This window comes from Mesorhizobium sp. M0598 (assembly GCF_040320865.1).
GTDB lineage: Bacteria > Pseudomonadota > Alphaproteobacteria > Rhizobiales > Rhizobiaceae > Mesorhizobium.
On the sequence record NZ_JAMYQL010000013.1, the window covers coordinates 15,765 to 30,147 of the forward strand.

General features: G+C 63.1%; 17 protein-coding genes. 4 read left to right on the forward strand and 13 right to left on the reverse strand.

The features are described 5' to 3' along the window. Positions 1-12: 12 nt before the first annotated feature. The 4 genes from NKI59_RS17740 to NKI59_RS17755 form a co-directional block, all read right to left on the reverse strand. Positions 13-711 (reverse strand): DnaJ domain-containing protein, encoded by a 699-nt coding sequence (locus NKI59_RS17740; RefSeq protein ID WP_352705696.1) that lies wholly within the window; start codon positions 709-711, stop codon positions 13-15. Then, positions 711-1,442, reverse strand: coding sequence for a vWA domain-containing protein (locus tag NKI59_RS17745; protein WP_352471664.1), 732 nt, complete (start codon positions 1,440-1,442; stop codon positions 711-713). The genes NKI59_RS17740 and NKI59_RS17745 overlap by 1 nt, the downstream gene beginning before the upstream one ends. Positions 1,443-1,566: 124 nt before the next feature. Next, a complete protein-coding gene (locus tag NKI59_RS17750; protein WP_352466463.1) occupies positions 1,567-2,004 on the reverse strand; it encodes a DUF1489 family protein in 438 nt (145 codons plus the stop codon). 85 nt (positions 2,005-2,089) lie between these two features. After that, on the reverse strand, positions 2,090-3,493 hold the full coding sequence (locus NKI59_RS17755) for an L-serine ammonia-lyase (protein WP_352448802.1): 1,404 nt from the start codon (positions 3,491-3,493) through the stop codon (positions 2,090-2,092). Between the two features lie 170 nt (positions 3,494-3,663). Between NKI59_RS17755 and NKI59_RS17760 the strand changes: the two genes are divergently transcribed. After that, on the forward strand, positions 3,664-4,407 hold the full coding sequence (locus NKI59_RS17760; RefSeq protein ID WP_352682844.1) for a DUF599 domain-containing protein: 744 nt from the start codon (positions 3,664-3,666) through the stop codon (positions 4,405-4,407). Here NKI59_RS17760 and NKI59_RS17765 read toward each other — a convergent pair. The 6 genes from NKI59_RS17765 to NKI59_RS17790 all read right to left on the reverse strand — a co-directional run bounded on the left by NKI59_RS17765 (position 4,356) and on the right by NKI59_RS17790 (position 8,723). Further along, a complete protein-coding gene (locus NKI59_RS17765) occupies positions 4,356-5,150 on the reverse strand; it encodes a YdcF family protein (protein ID WP_352705699.1) in 795 nt (264 codons plus the stop codon). The two genes, NKI59_RS17760 and NKI59_RS17765, sit on opposite strands and share 52 nt — an antisense overlap. A 29-nt stretch (positions 5,151-5,179) precedes the next feature. Then, on the reverse strand, positions 5,180-6,745 hold the full coding sequence (locus NKI59_RS17770) for an amidase (protein WP_352682848.1): 1,566 nt from the start codon (positions 6,743-6,745) through the stop codon (positions 5,180-5,182). Next, a complete protein-coding gene (locus NKI59_RS17775) occupies positions 6,745-7,203 on the reverse strand; it encodes a GNAT family N-acetyltransferase (protein ID WP_352448798.1) in 459 nt (152 codons plus the stop codon). Before NKI59_RS17775 ends, NKI59_RS17770 begins: the two co-directional genes overlap by 1 nt. Positions 7,204-7,210: 7 nt before the next feature. Beyond that, positions 7,211-7,498: an Asp-tRNA(Asn)/Glu-tRNA(Gln) amidotransferase subunit GatC gene (gene gatC / locus NKI59_RS17780; protein WP_023674910.1), complete on the reverse strand. Its 288-nt coding sequence runs from the start codon at positions 7,496-7,498 to the stop codon at positions 7,211-7,213. 76 nt (positions 7,499-7,574) lie between these two features. Next, positions 7,575-7,991, reverse strand: coding sequence for a hypothetical protein (locus NKI59_RS17785; RefSeq protein ID WP_502901076.1), 417 nt, complete (start codon positions 7,989-7,991; stop codon positions 7,575-7,577). A gap of 24 nt (positions 7,992-8,015) precedes the next feature. Continuing rightward, on the reverse strand, positions 8,016-8,723 hold the full coding sequence (locus tag NKI59_RS17790; protein ID WP_352705702.1) for a metal-dependent hydrolase: 708 nt from the start codon (positions 8,721-8,723) through the stop codon (positions 8,016-8,018). 116 nt (positions 8,724-8,839) lie between these two features. Between NKI59_RS17790 and ruvX the strand changes: the two genes are divergently transcribed. Continuing rightward, on the forward strand, positions 8,840-9,325 hold the full coding sequence (gene ruvX, locus NKI59_RS17795) for a Holliday junction resolvase RuvX (RefSeq protein ID WP_352705705.1): 486 nt from the start codon (positions 8,840-8,842) through the stop codon (positions 9,323-9,325). Here the strand turns inward: ruvX and NKI59_RS17800 are convergent. The 3 genes from NKI59_RS17800 to NKI59_RS17810 form a co-directional block, all read right to left on the reverse strand. Further along, complete coding sequence (locus NKI59_RS17800) at positions 9,292-9,603, reverse strand: DUF6105 family protein (RefSeq protein WP_352455732.1); 312 nt, start codon at positions 9,601-9,603, stop codon at positions 9,292-9,294. The genes ruvX and NKI59_RS17800 overlap by 34 nt on opposite strands. Beyond that, the gene (locus NKI59_RS17805) at positions 9,603-10,157 is read right to left on the reverse strand and encodes a hypothetical protein (protein ID WP_352568709.1); all 555 of its coding nucleotides are present in this window, start codon (positions 10,155-10,157) and stop codon (positions 9,603-9,605) included. Before NKI59_RS17805 ends, NKI59_RS17800 begins: the two co-directional genes overlap by 1 nt. 158 nt (positions 10,158-10,315) lie before the next feature. Continuing rightward, a complete protein-coding gene (locus NKI59_RS17810) occupies positions 10,316-11,944 on the reverse strand; it encodes a DNA alkylation response protein (protein ID WP_352705707.1) in 1,629 nt (542 codons plus the stop codon). Positions 11,945-12,099: 155 nt separating this feature from the next. Between NKI59_RS17810 and NKI59_RS17815 the strand changes: the two genes are divergently transcribed. Together NKI59_RS17815 and NKI59_RS17820 are read left to right on the forward strand one after the other, a co-directional pair. Then, complete coding sequence (locus NKI59_RS17815) at positions 12,100-13,062, forward strand: aspartate carbamoyltransferase catalytic subunit (protein WP_352705709.1); 963 nt, start codon at positions 12,100-12,102, stop codon at positions 13,060-13,062. Continuing rightward, on the forward strand, positions 13,062-14,348 hold the full coding sequence (locus NKI59_RS17820; protein ID WP_352540579.1) for a dihydroorotase: 1,287 nt from the start codon (positions 13,062-13,064) through the stop codon (positions 14,346-14,348). The genes NKI59_RS17815 and NKI59_RS17820 overlap by 1 nt, the downstream gene beginning before the upstream one ends. The last annotated feature ends 35 nt before the right edge of the window (positions 14,349-14,383 follow it).

The following is a 14,383-nucleotide window of genomic DNA, read 5'->3' on the forward strand; positions in this document are numbered from 1 at the left end:
CGTCGAAGGAGACTAGTTGTGATTGGAGAGCAAGACGTCCTTGGCTTCATTGATCCGCGCCGCCAGGAAAGACGTGCCACCGATATCGGGGTGCAGGCGCTGCATCAGGCGGCGGTGCGCCTTGCGGACATCCGCCGCGGCAGCCCCCGCTTCAAGACCAAGGATCTTGTAGGCCTCCTCCTTAGTCATGGCGCCAGAACCTGGCGCAACACCCAGCCCTTCGCCACCATTCGCATCAGCGTCTTTGCGCCAGATGGGAAATCGGCCGTCAAGATACGTCTCTAGCAATTGGCGGCTCTCCGGATCGCCGGAGAGTTCGCGATAGAGTTGCTGCAATTCGGCAAGCCCCATCGAGCCAAGCATCTTGCCTTCATGGCGCCCGGCCAGCACAAGGCCTTCGAGGCCGCCGGTATCGTGATCGAGTTCCATCTCAAGCGCCGCCGTACGAACTGTCGAACGCTTGCCTGCCGCCAGTTTGGCCGCCGGCCGATTCATGCGCATGGAGCCGTACCAGGCGAGCGCAGCCGACAGGATCAAGCCCCCGATGCCCTCGCGCCCGACCAGCAGCACGGCGACGCCGACCAGCCCGAGCAGCACAGGTCCAAGCGTCCTCATGCCGCCTGCAAGCTTCGCCGGATCGGCGCGCAGGAAGATGGTGAGCATGCCGAGAAACACCAGAAGCAATGCTACGAAAGCGACAATCGCGCCCATCAGTTTCCGCCGCCCCGCATATGCTCGATCATCAGTCGGTCCTCCGGCCTGCCCCGGGCCTCCAGTGCCTTCAGCCCGCCGGTCGCAAACACGGCGACGGACGAAAGCAGGCCGGCCAACGTCGCGGCAGCCCGCCGATCGAACCGGAACCAGGCCCCTTTCGACAGCCGCGCAATTTCCTTGAACGCCTTTTCCGCAGCGGCATCATGGCCCTCCTGAAAGACGAAGACAGGAACGCCGTGCAGACCGAGGCTGCCGGCCTTTTCGGCCAGATCATCTATGTTTTCTTCCATCGCGTCGCCGATATAGACCAGCGCGTTGACCTTGGCCGCCGCCGTCTGTTTCAGCGCGTGGGCGAGCACCTTGCCGATCTGGGTATGGCCGCTGCGGCAGTTGATGCGCGTCATCAGCTGTTTCAGAGCTGCGGTATCGGTGACGAATGCGGATGAGCGGCACTCGCCAAGGCCGCGAAAATAGACAAGTTGAACCTTGAGCGCCCCGGCCTTGCCGACGGCGTCGAACATCTCGGCCTGCAGCGCACAGGCGAGATCCCAGGTCGGCTGGCGGCTCATTGTCGCGTCGAGGGACAGGATCAGCCTGCCTGAACCGGTGGCGGATGCAGCGAGCGTCCTTGCCTGACGGAGAAACGCGTCGATCTCGCCGGTGCTCGATTGAGACTCGACCGGCGCAGGATTGGCCCTTGCAGGCACGGGCTGCTTCTTGTCGCTCATGACATTCAAGATGTGGCGTTGTTCCCCGGCTTGCAAGCCCAGATGAGGTGACCTGGAGGACCTGTGATGATGGCACCTGCGGACAACGCTTCGGCTGGTGGTCTTGGCGTTGCGTTTCTCGGCGTCAGAGCAGGCCGAGATCGGCAAGCTCACGCCTGAGCTTCGGCGGCATCTCGATCAGCCCGGCTTTGCCCTTGCCGAGATCGGCCGGCGCGTCCGCCGGCTTCAGGTAGCGCCACCCCTGGAATGCACGGCGCGGTTGCCAGTCAGTGCGCACGACCTCGGGATCGAGGATCAGATGGCAACGGCCGATGCCCTCGTCATCGGTGAAGGGCCGGATTTCGGTGATCAGCTGGCGGCATTGGACATTGCCCTTGATCACCCAGTAGAGCGAGCCGCCGTCGGTAATCTCGGCGCCACGCGTCGGCACCATGCGGGTGGTGTGGTAGTGCTCGGCCGGTTCGCCGGCGCGGCGCCGCTCGTCGAGACGGAAGGCAATCCACTCTTCCAGATCCTCGACGCTGTCACAGCCGACGCAAAGCTTTATGAGATTGAGAGACATCGTTTAAGGTTTAGTCCAGCACGCGAACGCGTCAACGGCCTGATCGACTTCTCCACAGTGGTGGTCCATGCCGCCAGATTGGCGCTCAGCACTCCACGACATTGACGGCCAATCCGCCAAGGCTGGTTTCCTTGTACTTTTCGTTCATGTCGAGGCCGGTCTGGCGCATCGTCTCGATCGCGGCATCGAGCGGCACGAAATGAACGCCGTCGCCCTTGATGGCCAGCGAAGCGGCGGTCACCGCCTTGACGGCACCAAGCGCGTTGCGCTCGATACACGGCACCTGCACCAGGCCGCCGACCGGATCGCAGGTCATGCCGAGATGATGTTCCAGCGCGATCTCGGCAGCATTCTCGACCTGCTCGGGCGTGCCGCCCATGACGGCGCACAATCCCGCCGCAGCCATTGCCGAAGCCGAACCGACCTCGCCTTGGCAGCCGACTTCCGCCCCCGAGATCGAAGCATTGGTTTTGATGATGCCGCCGACGGCCGCCGCCGTCAGCAGGAAATCGCGGATGCTGGGCTGGTCGGCTTCGGGATGGAAATGCAACCAGTAGCGCAGCACTGCGGGCAGAGTGCCGGCCGCCCCATTGGTTGGCGCGGTGACGACACGGCCGCCGGCAGCGTTCTCCTCATTGACCGCCATCGCATAGATCGACAGCCAGTCGTTGGCGAGCAGCGGGTTAGGCCGGTTCTGCTGCCATTGCTCCTGCAGCTTGTCATGCAGCATCCGGGCACGGCGGCGCACCTTGAGTCCGCCCGGCATGATGCCGTCTTGCGACAGGCCGCGCTCGATGCACCCCTTCATGGCGCTCCAGATGCCGTCGAGGCCGGCGTCGAGCTCCCCGCGCGACATCTGTGTCTCCTCGTTGACGCGCTTCATCTCGGCAATGGAAAGCCCGCTTTTCGCTGCCATGGACAGCATTTCGACGGCGTTCTTGAACGGATACGGAACCTTCTTGCCTTCGGTTGTCGCCGAGCCCCTTGCTTTCATCCGCTGCAGTTCTTCCTCGGACACTACGAAGCCGCCGCCGATCGAATAATAGACGCGCCTCAGCAGCAACCGGTCGCCGGCATCATGGGCAGAGAAGGCCATGCCGTTGGCGTGACCCGGCAGCGGCGTCTTGCGATCCAGCACAAGATCCGTTGCCGGGTCGAAACGGTAGGACGGATGGCCGGGCGGCGAAATCCGCTTCTCGGCGGCGATGCGAGCGACGATGCCGTCTGCTAGGTCGGGATCCACAGTCTGCGGCGTCTGGCCGGCGAGGCCGAGCACCACGGCACGATCGGAGCCATGGCCGATGCCGGTATAGGCGAGCGAGCCATGCAGGCTGGCCGCGATCCGGTCGACCTTGGCGCCGGCCGGGCGCGGCCAGTCGTCTCCCGCAATCTCGTCGAGAAACCGCCGCGCGGCCGTCATCGGCCCCATCGTGTGCGAACTCGATGGGCCGATGCCGATCTTGAACAAGTCGAAAACCGAAAGGAACACGTGGGCGTTTTCTCCTGGGACCCTGTTGAGATCTACATATAGGAATTCCCATGATGTTTTCCGCTGTTTTGAAGATTGCGGCGCTGCGCCTGCCGACCTTGTTTGCTCCGGCAGCGACATTCCAGCTTCGGCCATCGAAGCGTTACCGCCGCCTGTGGTAAAAGCAACGCATGAGCGATTCCTTTCACCTATCGACGTCCGACCTTGCGGCGCTGGGGTTCTTCCTTGCCGCGTGGGTGCTGCATACGCTCGCCGCCGACGGAATGCTGGTCAGCCGCATGTCGCTGACGAGGGCTATGAACGCGCAGCGCGAGGCCTGGATGCGGACCATGGCCGAACGCGAGATCCGCATCGTCGACACCGCTATCATGAGCGGGCTGCAACAGGGGACCGCCTTCTTTGCCTCCAGTTCGCTGATTGCGATCGGCGGCTGTTTTGCCCTGCTCGGCGCCTCCGATCAGGTTCTGACCGTGCTCAGCGACCTGCCGTTTGGCGCCACGTCCTCACGCGCGGCCTTCCAGACGAAGGTGTTCGGGCTGGTGCTGATCCTGGCCTTTTCCTTCTTCAAGTTCGGCTGGGCTTACCGGCTGTTCAACTATTGCTCGATCCTGATCGGCGCCGTGCCGATTCCACATGGCGAGGCGTCGCGCAATCCGGTCACCGAAACGGCGGTGTGGCGTGCCGCGCGCATGAACATGCTGGCCGGAAAGCATTTCAATTCGGGCCTGCGCGGCGTGTTCTTCTCGATCGGCTATCTCGGTTGGTTCGTCGATCCCACCGTCTTCGTGCTATCGACGCTGCTGCTTCTGGCGGTACTGGTGCGCCGCCAGTTTTTCTCGGCGGCACGGCAGGCGGTGCTCGGTCAGCCGCCCGGTCCGGGGAAAGGCCGATCGATGCGGCCCGACAGCCAATAGGCGGTGAGCCCTATCCATTCGCGGATCGCAACAGTGGTGACCTCCAGCCAGTCGCCGGGATAAGGCAAGGTGCCGATGCTTTCCTTGCCGGAAGTGCGATAGTCGACCGGCCACGGAACGGTCGAAAAGCCGGCTTTGTCGAACAGCGCCTTGGCGCGTGGCATATGGAAGGCCGAGGTCACCAGCAACCAGGTTTCGCCCGGTTTCGGCGTCACCAGTTCCCTGGTAAAGACAGCGTTCTCGTAGGTGCTGCGGGACTTGTTCTCGAGGATCAGCCGATCGGCCGCCACGCCGAAAGCGGCAAAAAGACGCGGCGCGGTATCTGCATCGCCTTCGCCGCCGCGGAACGTTTCGATGCTGCCACCGGAGATAACGACTTTCGCTGTCGGAAAGCGCCGCGCCAGCACGACCGCCTCGACCATCCGGTCGCCGCTGGAGTTCATTTCATAGCCGCCACGCACCAAATTGACGGCGCCATCCAGACTGCCGCCAAGCACTATGATACCGTCAACCTTTTCCGGCAGCGGCGGCCTGGGGAAGCGTTCCTCCAGCCGATTGAGCATCATGGGGCCGAGCGGGCTCCATGTCGAAACCGCCAGAATGAGAAAGGCAAGAGCGCTGCCGGCGGTCGCCAACCGTCGCCGCCCGAACATCGCCGCGACCAGCCCCGCCAGCAGCAGGAAGATCGCGAGATTCAACGGCTCGACGAAGAACCCGAGAACCTTGGAGACATAGAAGAACATCCCTCACCCCCCTCAGATGAGAAACGATCTTACCACCATTTTTCCGGCTGAAATGTGCTGGCCGCCTTTTCGATGACATGGGCGGTCTGGAACAGCGTTTCCTCGTCGAAGGGCCGGCCGATCAGCTGCAGGCCGAGCGGCAGCCCCTTGGCGTCGAGCCCAGCCGGAACCGCTATGCCGGGCAGGCCGGCCATGTTCACCGTCACCGTAAAAATGTCGTTGAGATACATCTTGACCGGGTCGGCGGCCATGTCCTCGTCGGCGATGCCGAAGGCGGCGGAAGGCGTTGCCGGCGTCAGGATGACGTCGACGCCTGCTGCAAACACATTTTCGAAGTCACGCTTGATCAGGGTTCGAACCTTCTGCGCCTGTAGATAGTAGGCATCGTAGTAGCCGGCGGAAAGCACATAGGTGCCGATCATGATGCGGCGCTTGACCTCCCGCCCGAAGCCGGCGGCGCGGGTCTTTTCATACATATCGACAATGTCCTTGCCGGGCACGCGCAAGCCATAGCGGACGCCGTCGTAACGGGCGAGGTTGGACGAGGCTTCGGCCGGCGCCACGATGTAATAGGCCGGCAGCGCGTATTTGGTATGCGGCAGCGAGATATCGACGATCTCGGCACCAGCATCCCGCAGCCAGGCAATGCCTTTCTGCCACAGCGCCTCAATCTCCGCGGGCATGTCGTCGACACGATATTCCTTGGGAATGCCGACCTTCATGCCCCTGATCGGGCGGCCGATCGCCGCCTCGTAGTCCGGCACCGGCAGGTCGACGGACGTCGTGTCCTTCGGGTCGACCGAAGCCATCGACTTCAACAGGATCGCGGCGTCGCGGACGTCGCGCGCGATCGGCCCGGCCTGGTCGAGCGACGAGGCGAAGGCTACGATCCCCCAGCGCGAGCAGCGGCCATAGGTCGGCTTGATGCCGACTGTGCCAGTGAAGGCGGCGGGCTGGCGGATCGAGCCGCCGGTATCGGTGGCGGTGGCGCCGGCGCACAGGAAGGCCGAGACCGCTGATGCGGAGCCACCGGACGAACCGCCCGGCACCAGTTGGGCATTGTCCAACGTGCGCGCGGTCCTGGTGCCGCCCGCCGAAACGAAGCCGCCCTCGCCCTGATGCGTCGTCGGCATCACCACCGTGTCGAGGCGCGAACGCCGCCACGGGTTGATGACCGGCCCGTAATACGAGGTCTCGTTGGACGAGCCCATGGCGAACTCGTCCATGTTGAGTTTGCCGAGCATGACGGCACCATCCGCCCACAGATTGGCGGTGACCGTCGATTCGTAGCGCGGCTTGAAGCCGTCCAGCACATGGCTGCAGGCCTGGGTGTGGACGCCTTCGGTGCCGAACAAATCCTTGATGCCGAGCGGGATACCCTCGAGCGACCCGCCCTCGCCCTTGGCCAGTTTCGCGTCGGAGGCCTTGGCCATGTCGCGCGCCTTGTCGTCGGTGACCACCACGTAGGCATTGAGCGCCGGATTGGCTCGCTCGACCGCCGATAGATAAGCCTCGGTGATTTCGGTGGCGGTGATCTCCCTGGAGCGCAATTTGGCGCGGGCCTGCGAAATCGTCAGCTGGGTAAGGTCGCTCATCAGGCAAGGCTCTTTTCGTAAAACACCGACCACTCGGAATCGGGATAATCCAGTACCGGGCCGCAACGCGAAAAACCGGCGCGTTCGTAGACGGTCCAGGCGGCGGGATGACGGTCGCCCGTCTCCAGCACCAGACGCTTAAGCCCTTCTTGGCGCGCCAGCGCCTCGATACGCTCGACAATCTTCGCGCCGATCTTGTGGCCGCGATGCGAAGGTCGCGTATACATGCGCTTGACCTCGCCTACGACAGCATCGTGGCGCTTCAGTGCGCCGCAACCGATGGCAAGGCCGTTGTCGCGGGCGATGAAGACGGTCGTGTCGCGGTCCGCCATCTGCTCGACCGTCAAATGGTAGCAATGCTCCGGCGGCGTCAGCTCCAGCAATGTGGCGTTGAGCTCCTCGACCAGCCCACGCACATCGTCCTGCAGCGGCGTCTCAGCCGCGATGTCGATTGCCATCGGCCTGCTACTCCACGACCTTCGGCACAAGGAAGAAATTCTCTTCGGTCGCCGGTGCATTGGCGACGATGTCGGCTGCCTTGCCGCCGTCGGTGACGACGTCCTGGCGCTTTTTCATTGCCATCGGCGTGACTGAGGTCATCGGCTCGACGCCGGAAACATCGACCTCGTTCAACTGCTCGACAAAGCCCAAAATGGCATTCAATTCGCCGGTCATGCGCTCTGCATCCTCCTCGCTCACCGCAATGCGGGCAAGATGCGCGACGCGCTTCACGGTTTTTATATCAACGGACATGTTTGTGCCTCGGGGAAAACCAGCGCTATAGCGGCGCGGCGCGTGCCGCGCAACATGCATCGTGCCTTCAACTGCCCTATGGCATCGCCACGCCGTCGCAGAGGAAATAACTGCCGCCGTTGCCGCTCTGCTCGCCTTCGTCGGCGGCAGGCCGAACCGATACCAGGTCGATCTGCTTCGGGCTCATCTGTGTCAGTGAGAGAACATCGGGAAAGACGTAGCCCGGCTCCTGGCATATAGCGGTCACCGCCCAGCTTGGTGAGCGTGTCGCTTTGGTGATCTGCAGGAATTCACAATTATATTCGATGCTCTCCAGGCCATTTGCCGACAGCACGATATTGCCGCCCTCGATCACCGTCTGCAGCGTATCCTTTTTGGCCTGCGCGCAGAGGTCCTCCGATTGCAGATAGACGCCCTCGATGAAATTTTCCGCGGCCAGCGTCGGCGACGCGGCAACCAGCATGGAAATGCAAAGACAATTTCTCAAGCGCATCGTATCGTTCCGGACCGGCTTTCTTTACAGCGTAATCGTCTCGCCGATCTTCGGCAACGCAACTTTCACACCCGATCCATCCAGCGCGGCCACGAATTTGTCGGCGGTCTGATCGATCATCGGAAATGTGCCGAAATGAGCGGGAACGACCGTCTCGAACTTGAAGAAACGCTGGCAGGCAAGGGCTGCTACCGCGCCACCCATGGTGAAGCGGTCGCCGATCGGCACGATGCCGATCTTCGGTTCGTGCAACTCGTTGATCAGCGCCATGTCGGAAAAAATGTCGGTGTCGCCCATATGATAAAGCGTCTTGTCCTCGGGAAAGTGCAGGACGAGCCCACCCGGATTGCCGAGATAGGTATTCTGGCCACCCTCGCCCGGAAAGGACGATGAATGCAGAGCCTGAACGAAGGTGGTGGTGAAGCCGCCGCAATCGACGGTGCCGCCGATATTGCCGGGATTGATCTGCTTGTCACCGACGCCCTTGCCGACCAGGTACATGCAAATCTCGAAATTGGCGACCAGCATCGCGCCGCTCTTCTTGAGCACTTCGATGGCGCCGCTGATGTGGTCGCTGTGGCCATGGGTGAGCAACACGTGCGTGATCCCTTCGGCCGGCCCTTCCCAGCCGCCCGTCCATGACGGATTGCCGACCAGATAGGGGTCGATGAGGATTTTCGCGCCTTCGATTTCGATTCGGAATGCCGAATGTCCGTACCAGGTCAGTTTCATCAATGCTTTCCTCGATTTTTGCTTCGGTAGAGGATAGAACGCCGACGGCGAAATTAAAGTGCCGCGCACGCTTTGCGCGTATAGGACGTGCGGCGTCGCGGTCAAAGGAAAAGCCGTTGGGCATCATCACCATCGAGGACTTGCCGGCCCGGCTCGGCGGCGGCAAGACCCTGGCCGGTCTCGACCTCGGCGACAAGACAATCGGCATGGCGGTTTCCGACCGCGGCTTGTCGTTCGCCCACCCGCGCCCCGTCATCATGCGCAGGAAATTCTCGCTCGATGCCGCAGTGCTGCTCGCTCTGCTACAGAAGGAAAATGCCGGCGCCGTGGTGATCGGCCTCCCCATCAACATGGACGGCTCCGAAGGCCCGCGCGCCCAAAAATCCCGCGCTTTCGTGCGCAATATGGCTGGATTGACCGATCTGCCCTTCCTCTTTTGGGACGAACGACTGTCGACGGTGGCGGCCGAGCGGACGCTGATCGAGATGGATTTTTCCCGCAAGAAACGCGCCGGCAAGATCGATTCTGCGGCGGCCGCTTTTATCCTCCAAGGTGTTCTCGACCGGCTTCAGGCGCTCGGCGTCGATGCCTGGTCGAAATAGCGGTTGCGCATCGCCGTGATCCAGCCACCAATCGCCTTGCGGCGGCGAAATGCCCAGAACGCCACCAGCAGCAGCCCATCGAACACGCAAGCTTTCGCCACCATGCCCGGAATAAGCGCCGGATCAACGCCGAGCATCTGTCCATAGAGCTGGAAGACGAGATCGTGTAATTGGCGGCTCAGCATGACATAGCCGAAATTGATGTCGTTGAGCGACAGAAAGAACCAGCCCCAAAACAAGAGGAGCGGAGCCGCCCACAGCGCGAACAAGGTGCGCATCAGCGGTCATCCCTCGAATCCAGCCGGCCGGAAATGCGGGCAAGCGAGGAATTATGCGCCGCTGCCTTGGCCATGACATGCGCGGCCGCTCGGATTTCGCCGGTCCCTGGAACTGCCGCGGCAACGGTCGACCGCCGCTCCGCGAGCATCGCGACATAGGACGCCAGAAGTGCCGCCAATTGCACCGCGACAATCATGAACAGCCCATTGATGCCTTGCGCGGCGCCGCCGATGACGATCAGCGACAGCACGCCCAAGGCGGAAATGAAGGCGATTCGCGTGACGCTATCGGCGGAATCCGGGTTGGTCCTGTCGCTGGTCAGTGCTTCAACAAAGGCCCAGCAGAACAGCACCGCGACGACAAGCAGTGCCACGGCGAGCGGCGCCACAACGACGGCGTTTTCGAGATCGGCAAATCGAGTATTCTGGACGGGAACGCCCAGTACGCCAAGGGCCGTCGCCACGCCTCGATTCCCGTCGATGCAAATGAACGCCAGCAGGGCGAAAACGGCCGCCCAATGCAATGCCAGAAAAGAGCTCAGAATATGCCGCATGACGCTCCTGCTTCGCAGGGCAAAGCCGCTCAGCTGAACAATCCTTGCCTTAACCATAACATTGGGCTTTGCCACCGGCCGCCGCAATGGAAACCATTCGTTAAGGTTAACGGCCATCCACAGGGTCACGAGAGCGGCAGCGAATTGGGCGACGGCCCTTAGTTGATCGGCGGGTAGAGCGTATCGATGATCATGCGCGCATCATGGCGGGAATCGATCATGCCATAGGTATTGCGCCACTGGCCGGCGAGGCGCGTTTCGACGAAGGCGTCGGCGATCCGCCCTGCCCCCAGCCTGCGAAGCTCTGCCGCCGCCGCCGACAATGCCAATTGCTCGGTCAAGAGCCGCGCCGAGCCCTCGTCGGTTGCAGCGACCTGCATTGCCGCCTTGAGCACGCCGACGGTGCCGCGTCCGCCGGCGCCGAGATCGCGGTCGATGCCGGCCAGCACGTCATCGAACAGGCCGGGTGCACGCCCCAGCACACGTAGCACGTCGAGCGCCATGACGTTGCCGGATCCCTCCCAGATCGCGTTGACCGGAGCTTCGCGATAGTAGCGGGCGAGCGGCCCCTCCTCGACATAGCCATTGCCGCCGAGGCACTCCATCGCTTCATAGAGCAGCGGCGGCGCAATCTTGCAGACCCAGTATTTGACGACCGGCGTCATGGCGCGGGCGAAGGCCGCCTCGCCGCGGTCGCCGGCCGCCTCGTCGAAGGAGCGCGCCAGCCGGAACGACAGCGCGGTAGCGGCGGCAACGTCGAGCGCCATATCGGCCAGCACACGCTGCATCAGCGGCTGCTCGACCAGATTGGTTCCAAACACCTTGCGGTGGCGCGTGTGGTGGACGGCCTCGGCCAGTCCGGCTCGCATGATCGCCGATGAGGCGACGGCACAGTCGAGCCGCGTCAGGGTCACCATGTCCATGATCGTCTTCACGCCCGCGCCCGGCTCGCCGACCATCTCGCCGATGGCATTGACGAATTCCACCTCCGACGAGGCATTGGAGCGGTTGCCGAGCTTGTCCTTCAGCCGCTGAAAGCGGAAGCCGTTGCCGGATCCGTCGCCGAGCAGGCGGGGAACGAGAAAGCACGACAGTCCCTCCGGCGCCTGTCCGAGCACCAGGAAGGCATCCGACATCGGCGCCGACATGAACCATTTGTGGCCGGTCAGGCGATAAAACCCGCTGCCCGCGCGCTCGGCCCTGGTGACGTTGGCACGGACATCGGTGCCGCCTTGCTTCTCGGTCATGCCCATGCCGAGTGTCAGCCCGGCTTTTTCGACCGGAGGCTTTTGGCTTTGATCGTATTTGCGCGTCGTCACCCGAGGCGCCCATTCGCGAAACAGCTTCGGGCTGGCCATCAGCGCTGCCAGCGAAGCGCTGGTCATGGTGATCGGGCAGAGATGTCCGGTCTCGAGCTCAGCCGTGAGGTAAAAGCGTGCAGCGCGCACCTGGTGGCGGCGGCCGATCTCGGCGTCGCCATTCTCCCAGACCGACGAATGCAGCCCGTTGGCAACAGAGCGGCGCATGAGCGCGTGATAGGCGGGATGGAACTCGACCTGGTCGACGCGCCGGCCCTGGCGGTCATGGGTCCTGAGCTTCGGCATCTCGACATTGGCAAGACGGGCCAGTTCCTGCGCCTCATGGGTCAGAACGAAACGGCCAAGCCCGTCGAGGTCCTTGCGCACCGGATCGGAAAAGCGCTCGGCAAGCTGGATAAGCAACGGATCGCCCCGCCAGGCGTTGCCGCCGGCCAGCGGCGGCGGCTGGTTGGTCACGTCGTCAGTCACGCTTCGTCCTTATCACCTGAAGGCTGCGAATCCAAAGCCAAGGCGGTTTATAGCCTATGGCCAGCGGCGCGCGACGAAAATACCGGGGAGAACCAATCCAATCCCAAGCCGGTGCTTGCAGCCGCGGAGCCTCCCCCCTATAGCAGCGACTTGAGATGACCGACGCATCGTCCCTGCCGCTTTATCCCCACCGCCATCTTCTGGGCATCCGCGATCTTTCCCCTGCCGACATCGAGCTTCTGCTCGACCGGGCGGACAGGGCCGTTGCCATCTCGCGGCAGTCGGACAAGAAGACATCGACGCTGCGCGGCCGCACCCAGATCAATCTCTTCTACGAAGCCTCGACCCGTACGCAATCGTCATTCGAGCTGGCCGGCAAACGGCTCGGCGCCGACGTCATGAACATGTCCGTAGCGAGTTCGTCGGTGAAAAAGGGCGAGACGCTGATCGATACGGCGATGACGCTGAATGCCATGCGTCCCGACATATTGATCATCCGCCATCAAGCGGCCGGCGCGGCAGCACTTCTTGCCCAAAAAGTCGGCTGTTCGGTGGTCAATGCCGGCGACGGCGCCCATGAGCACCCTACCCAGGCGCTGCTCGACGCACTGACCATCCGCCGCGTCAAGGGTCCGTTGTCGAAGCTGATCGTGGCGATCTGCGGCGACATCCTGCATTCGCGCGTGGCCCGCTCCAACATCATCCTGCTCAACGCGCTTGGTGCCCAGGTCAGGGTCGTCGCCCCTTCGACGCTTTTGCCCGCCGGCATCGAGAAGATGGGCGTCATCGTCACACGTTCCATGGCCGAGGGTCTGAAGGACGCCGACGTGGTAATGATGCTGCGCCTGCAGCGCGAACGCATGGAAGGCGCTTTCGTACCGTCGGTGCGCGAATATTTCCGCTATTTCGGCCTCGACGCGGAGAAGCTGAAGGCGGCCAAGGACGGTGCGCTGGTCATGCATCCCGGCCCGATGAACCGCGGCGTCGAGATCGCCTCCGAGATCGCCGACGGCCCGCAAAGCGTTATCCAGGAACAGGTTGAGATGGGCGTCGCCGTGCGCATGGCGGTTATGGAAGCGCTGCTCGACCCCCGTCGAAATCACGAGGGCCGCGCCTGATGAGCATTACGGTCTTCCGCCGGGCCCACATCGTCGACCCGTCGCGCGGCATCGATGAGGTCGGCACCGTCATCGTTGAAGGCCGCAAAATCGTTGCCGCCGGCAAGGCGGCCTTGAACCAGGGCGCGCCCGACGGCGCCACCATCATCGACTGCGCCGGCAAGACTATCATCCCCGGATTGATCGACGCGCGCGTCTTCATCGGCGAACCCGGCGGCGAACACCGGGAGACCATTGCTTCGGCGAGCATCGCTGCGGCGGCCGGCGGCGTCACCTCAATCGTCATGATGCCCGATACCGACCCGGTGATCGACAATGTCGCACTGGTCGAGTTCGTGCTGCGCACCGCCAAGGACACCGCAATCGTCAACATCTTGCCGGCAGCAGCGATCACCAAGGGGCTGGAAGGCCGCGAGATGACCGAATTCGGCCTGCTGCGCGAGGCCGGCGCGGTCGCCTTCACCGATGGCCGGCATTCTATTGCCAGCGCGCTGGTGATGCGCCGCGCGCTGACCTATGCGCGCGATTTCGGTGGCGTCATCGCGCATGAAACCCAAGACGCCGACCTCGCTTCGGCCGGCGTGATGAACGAAGGCCTTTACGCAAGCTGGCTTGGCCTTGCCGGCATTCCGCGCGAAGCCGAATCGATCCCCTTGGAGCGCGATCTCGCGTTGGCTCGCCTGACCGGCGGCGCCTATCACGCTGCCAAGATTTCGACGGCTATGGCGGCAAGCGCGGTAGCACGCGCGAAAGCCGATGGCGCCAATGTCACATCAGGCGTGTCGATCCACAATCTGTCGCTCAACGAGAATGATGTCGGCGAGTACCGCACCTTCTTCCGGCTGACGCCGCCGCTGCGCGCCGAGGAAGACCGGCTGGCGATGATCGAAGCGATCAAGGACGGCACCATCGATCTCATCGTCTCCTCGCACGACCCGCAGGACGTCGACACCAAGCGCCTTCCCTTTGCCGATGCCGCGGCCGGCGCCATCGGCCTGGAAACGCTGCTAGGCGCAGCGCTGCGGCTCTATCACAATGGCGACGTGACGCTGCTCCGGCTGGTCGAGACACTGTCGACCGCGCCGGCAAGATTGTTCGGCCTGCCCGGCGGCACGCTGAAACCGGGGGCATTGGCCGACCTTTCGCTCGTCGATCTGGACGAGCCATGGGTCGTCAGCGAGAGCGGCATCCGCTCACGCTCGAAAAACACCTGTTTCGAAGGCGCACGACTGCAAGGCAAGGTCTTGCAAACGATGGTGGCGGGCCGCACAGTGTTTTCGGCCTAGGACGAAAACAGGTGTCACGGCTTAAAATCCGCTCA

What these genes read in the sequence shown, in the direction of transcription:
- NKI59_RS17805 (WP_352568709.1), bottom strand. Translation starts at nt 10,157, where the DNA reads ATGCGGCATATTCTGAGCTCTTTTCTGGCATTGCATTGGGCGGCCGTT.
- NKI59_RS17815 (WP_352705709.1), top strand. Translation starts at nt 12,100, where the DNA reads ATGACCGACGCATCGTCCCTGCCGCTTTATCCCCACCGCCATCTTCTG.
- NKI59_RS17785 (WP_502901076.1), bottom strand. Translation starts at nt 7,991, where the DNA reads ATGCGCTTGAGAAATTGTCTTTGCATTTCCATGCTGGTTGCCGCGTCG.
- NKI59_RS17820 (WP_352540579.1), top strand. Translation starts at nt 13,062, where the DNA reads ATGAGCATTACGGTCTTCCGCCGGGCCCACATCGTCGACCCGTCGCGC.
- NKI59_RS17750 (WP_352466463.1), bottom strand. Translation starts at nt 2,004, where the DNA reads ATGTCTCTCAATCTCATAAAGCTTTGCGTCGGCTGTGACAGCGTCGAG.
- NKI59_RS17775 (WP_352448798.1), bottom strand. Translation starts at nt 7,203, where the DNA reads ATGGCAATCGACATCGCGGCTGAGACGCCGCTGCAGGACGATGTGCGT.
- NKI59_RS17740 (WP_352705696.1), bottom strand. Translation starts at nt 711, where the DNA reads ATGGGCGCGATTGTCGCTTTCGTAGCATTGCTTCTGGTGTTTCTCGGC.
- NKI59_RS17760 (WP_352682844.1), top strand. Translation starts at nt 3,664, where the DNA reads ATGAGCGATTCCTTTCACCTATCGACGTCCGACCTTGCGGCGCTGGGG.
- NKI59_RS17790 (WP_352705702.1), bottom strand. Translation starts at nt 8,723, where the DNA reads ATGAAACTGACCTGGTACGGACATTCGGCATTCCGAATCGAAATCGAA.
- NKI59_RS17765 (WP_352705699.1), bottom strand. Translation starts at nt 5,150, where the DNA reads ATGTTCTTCTATGTCTCCAAGGTTCTCGGGTTCTTCGTCGAGCCGTTG.
- NKI59_RS17800 (WP_352455732.1), bottom strand. Translation starts at nt 9,603, where the DNA reads ATGCGCACCTTGTTCGCGCTGTGGGCGGCTCCGCTCCTCTTGTTTTGG.
- NKI59_RS17745 (WP_352471664.1), bottom strand. Translation starts at nt 1,442, where the DNA reads ATGAGCGACAAGAAGCAGCCCGTGCCTGCAAGGGCCAATCCTGCGCCG.
- NKI59_RS17770 (WP_352682848.1), bottom strand. Translation starts at nt 6,745, where the DNA reads ATGAGCGACCTTACCCAGCTGACGATTTCGCAGGCCCGCGCCAAATTG.
- gatC (WP_023674910.1), bottom strand. Translation starts at nt 7,498, where the DNA reads ATGTCCGTTGATATAAAAACCGTGAAGCGCGTCGCGCATCTTGCCCGC.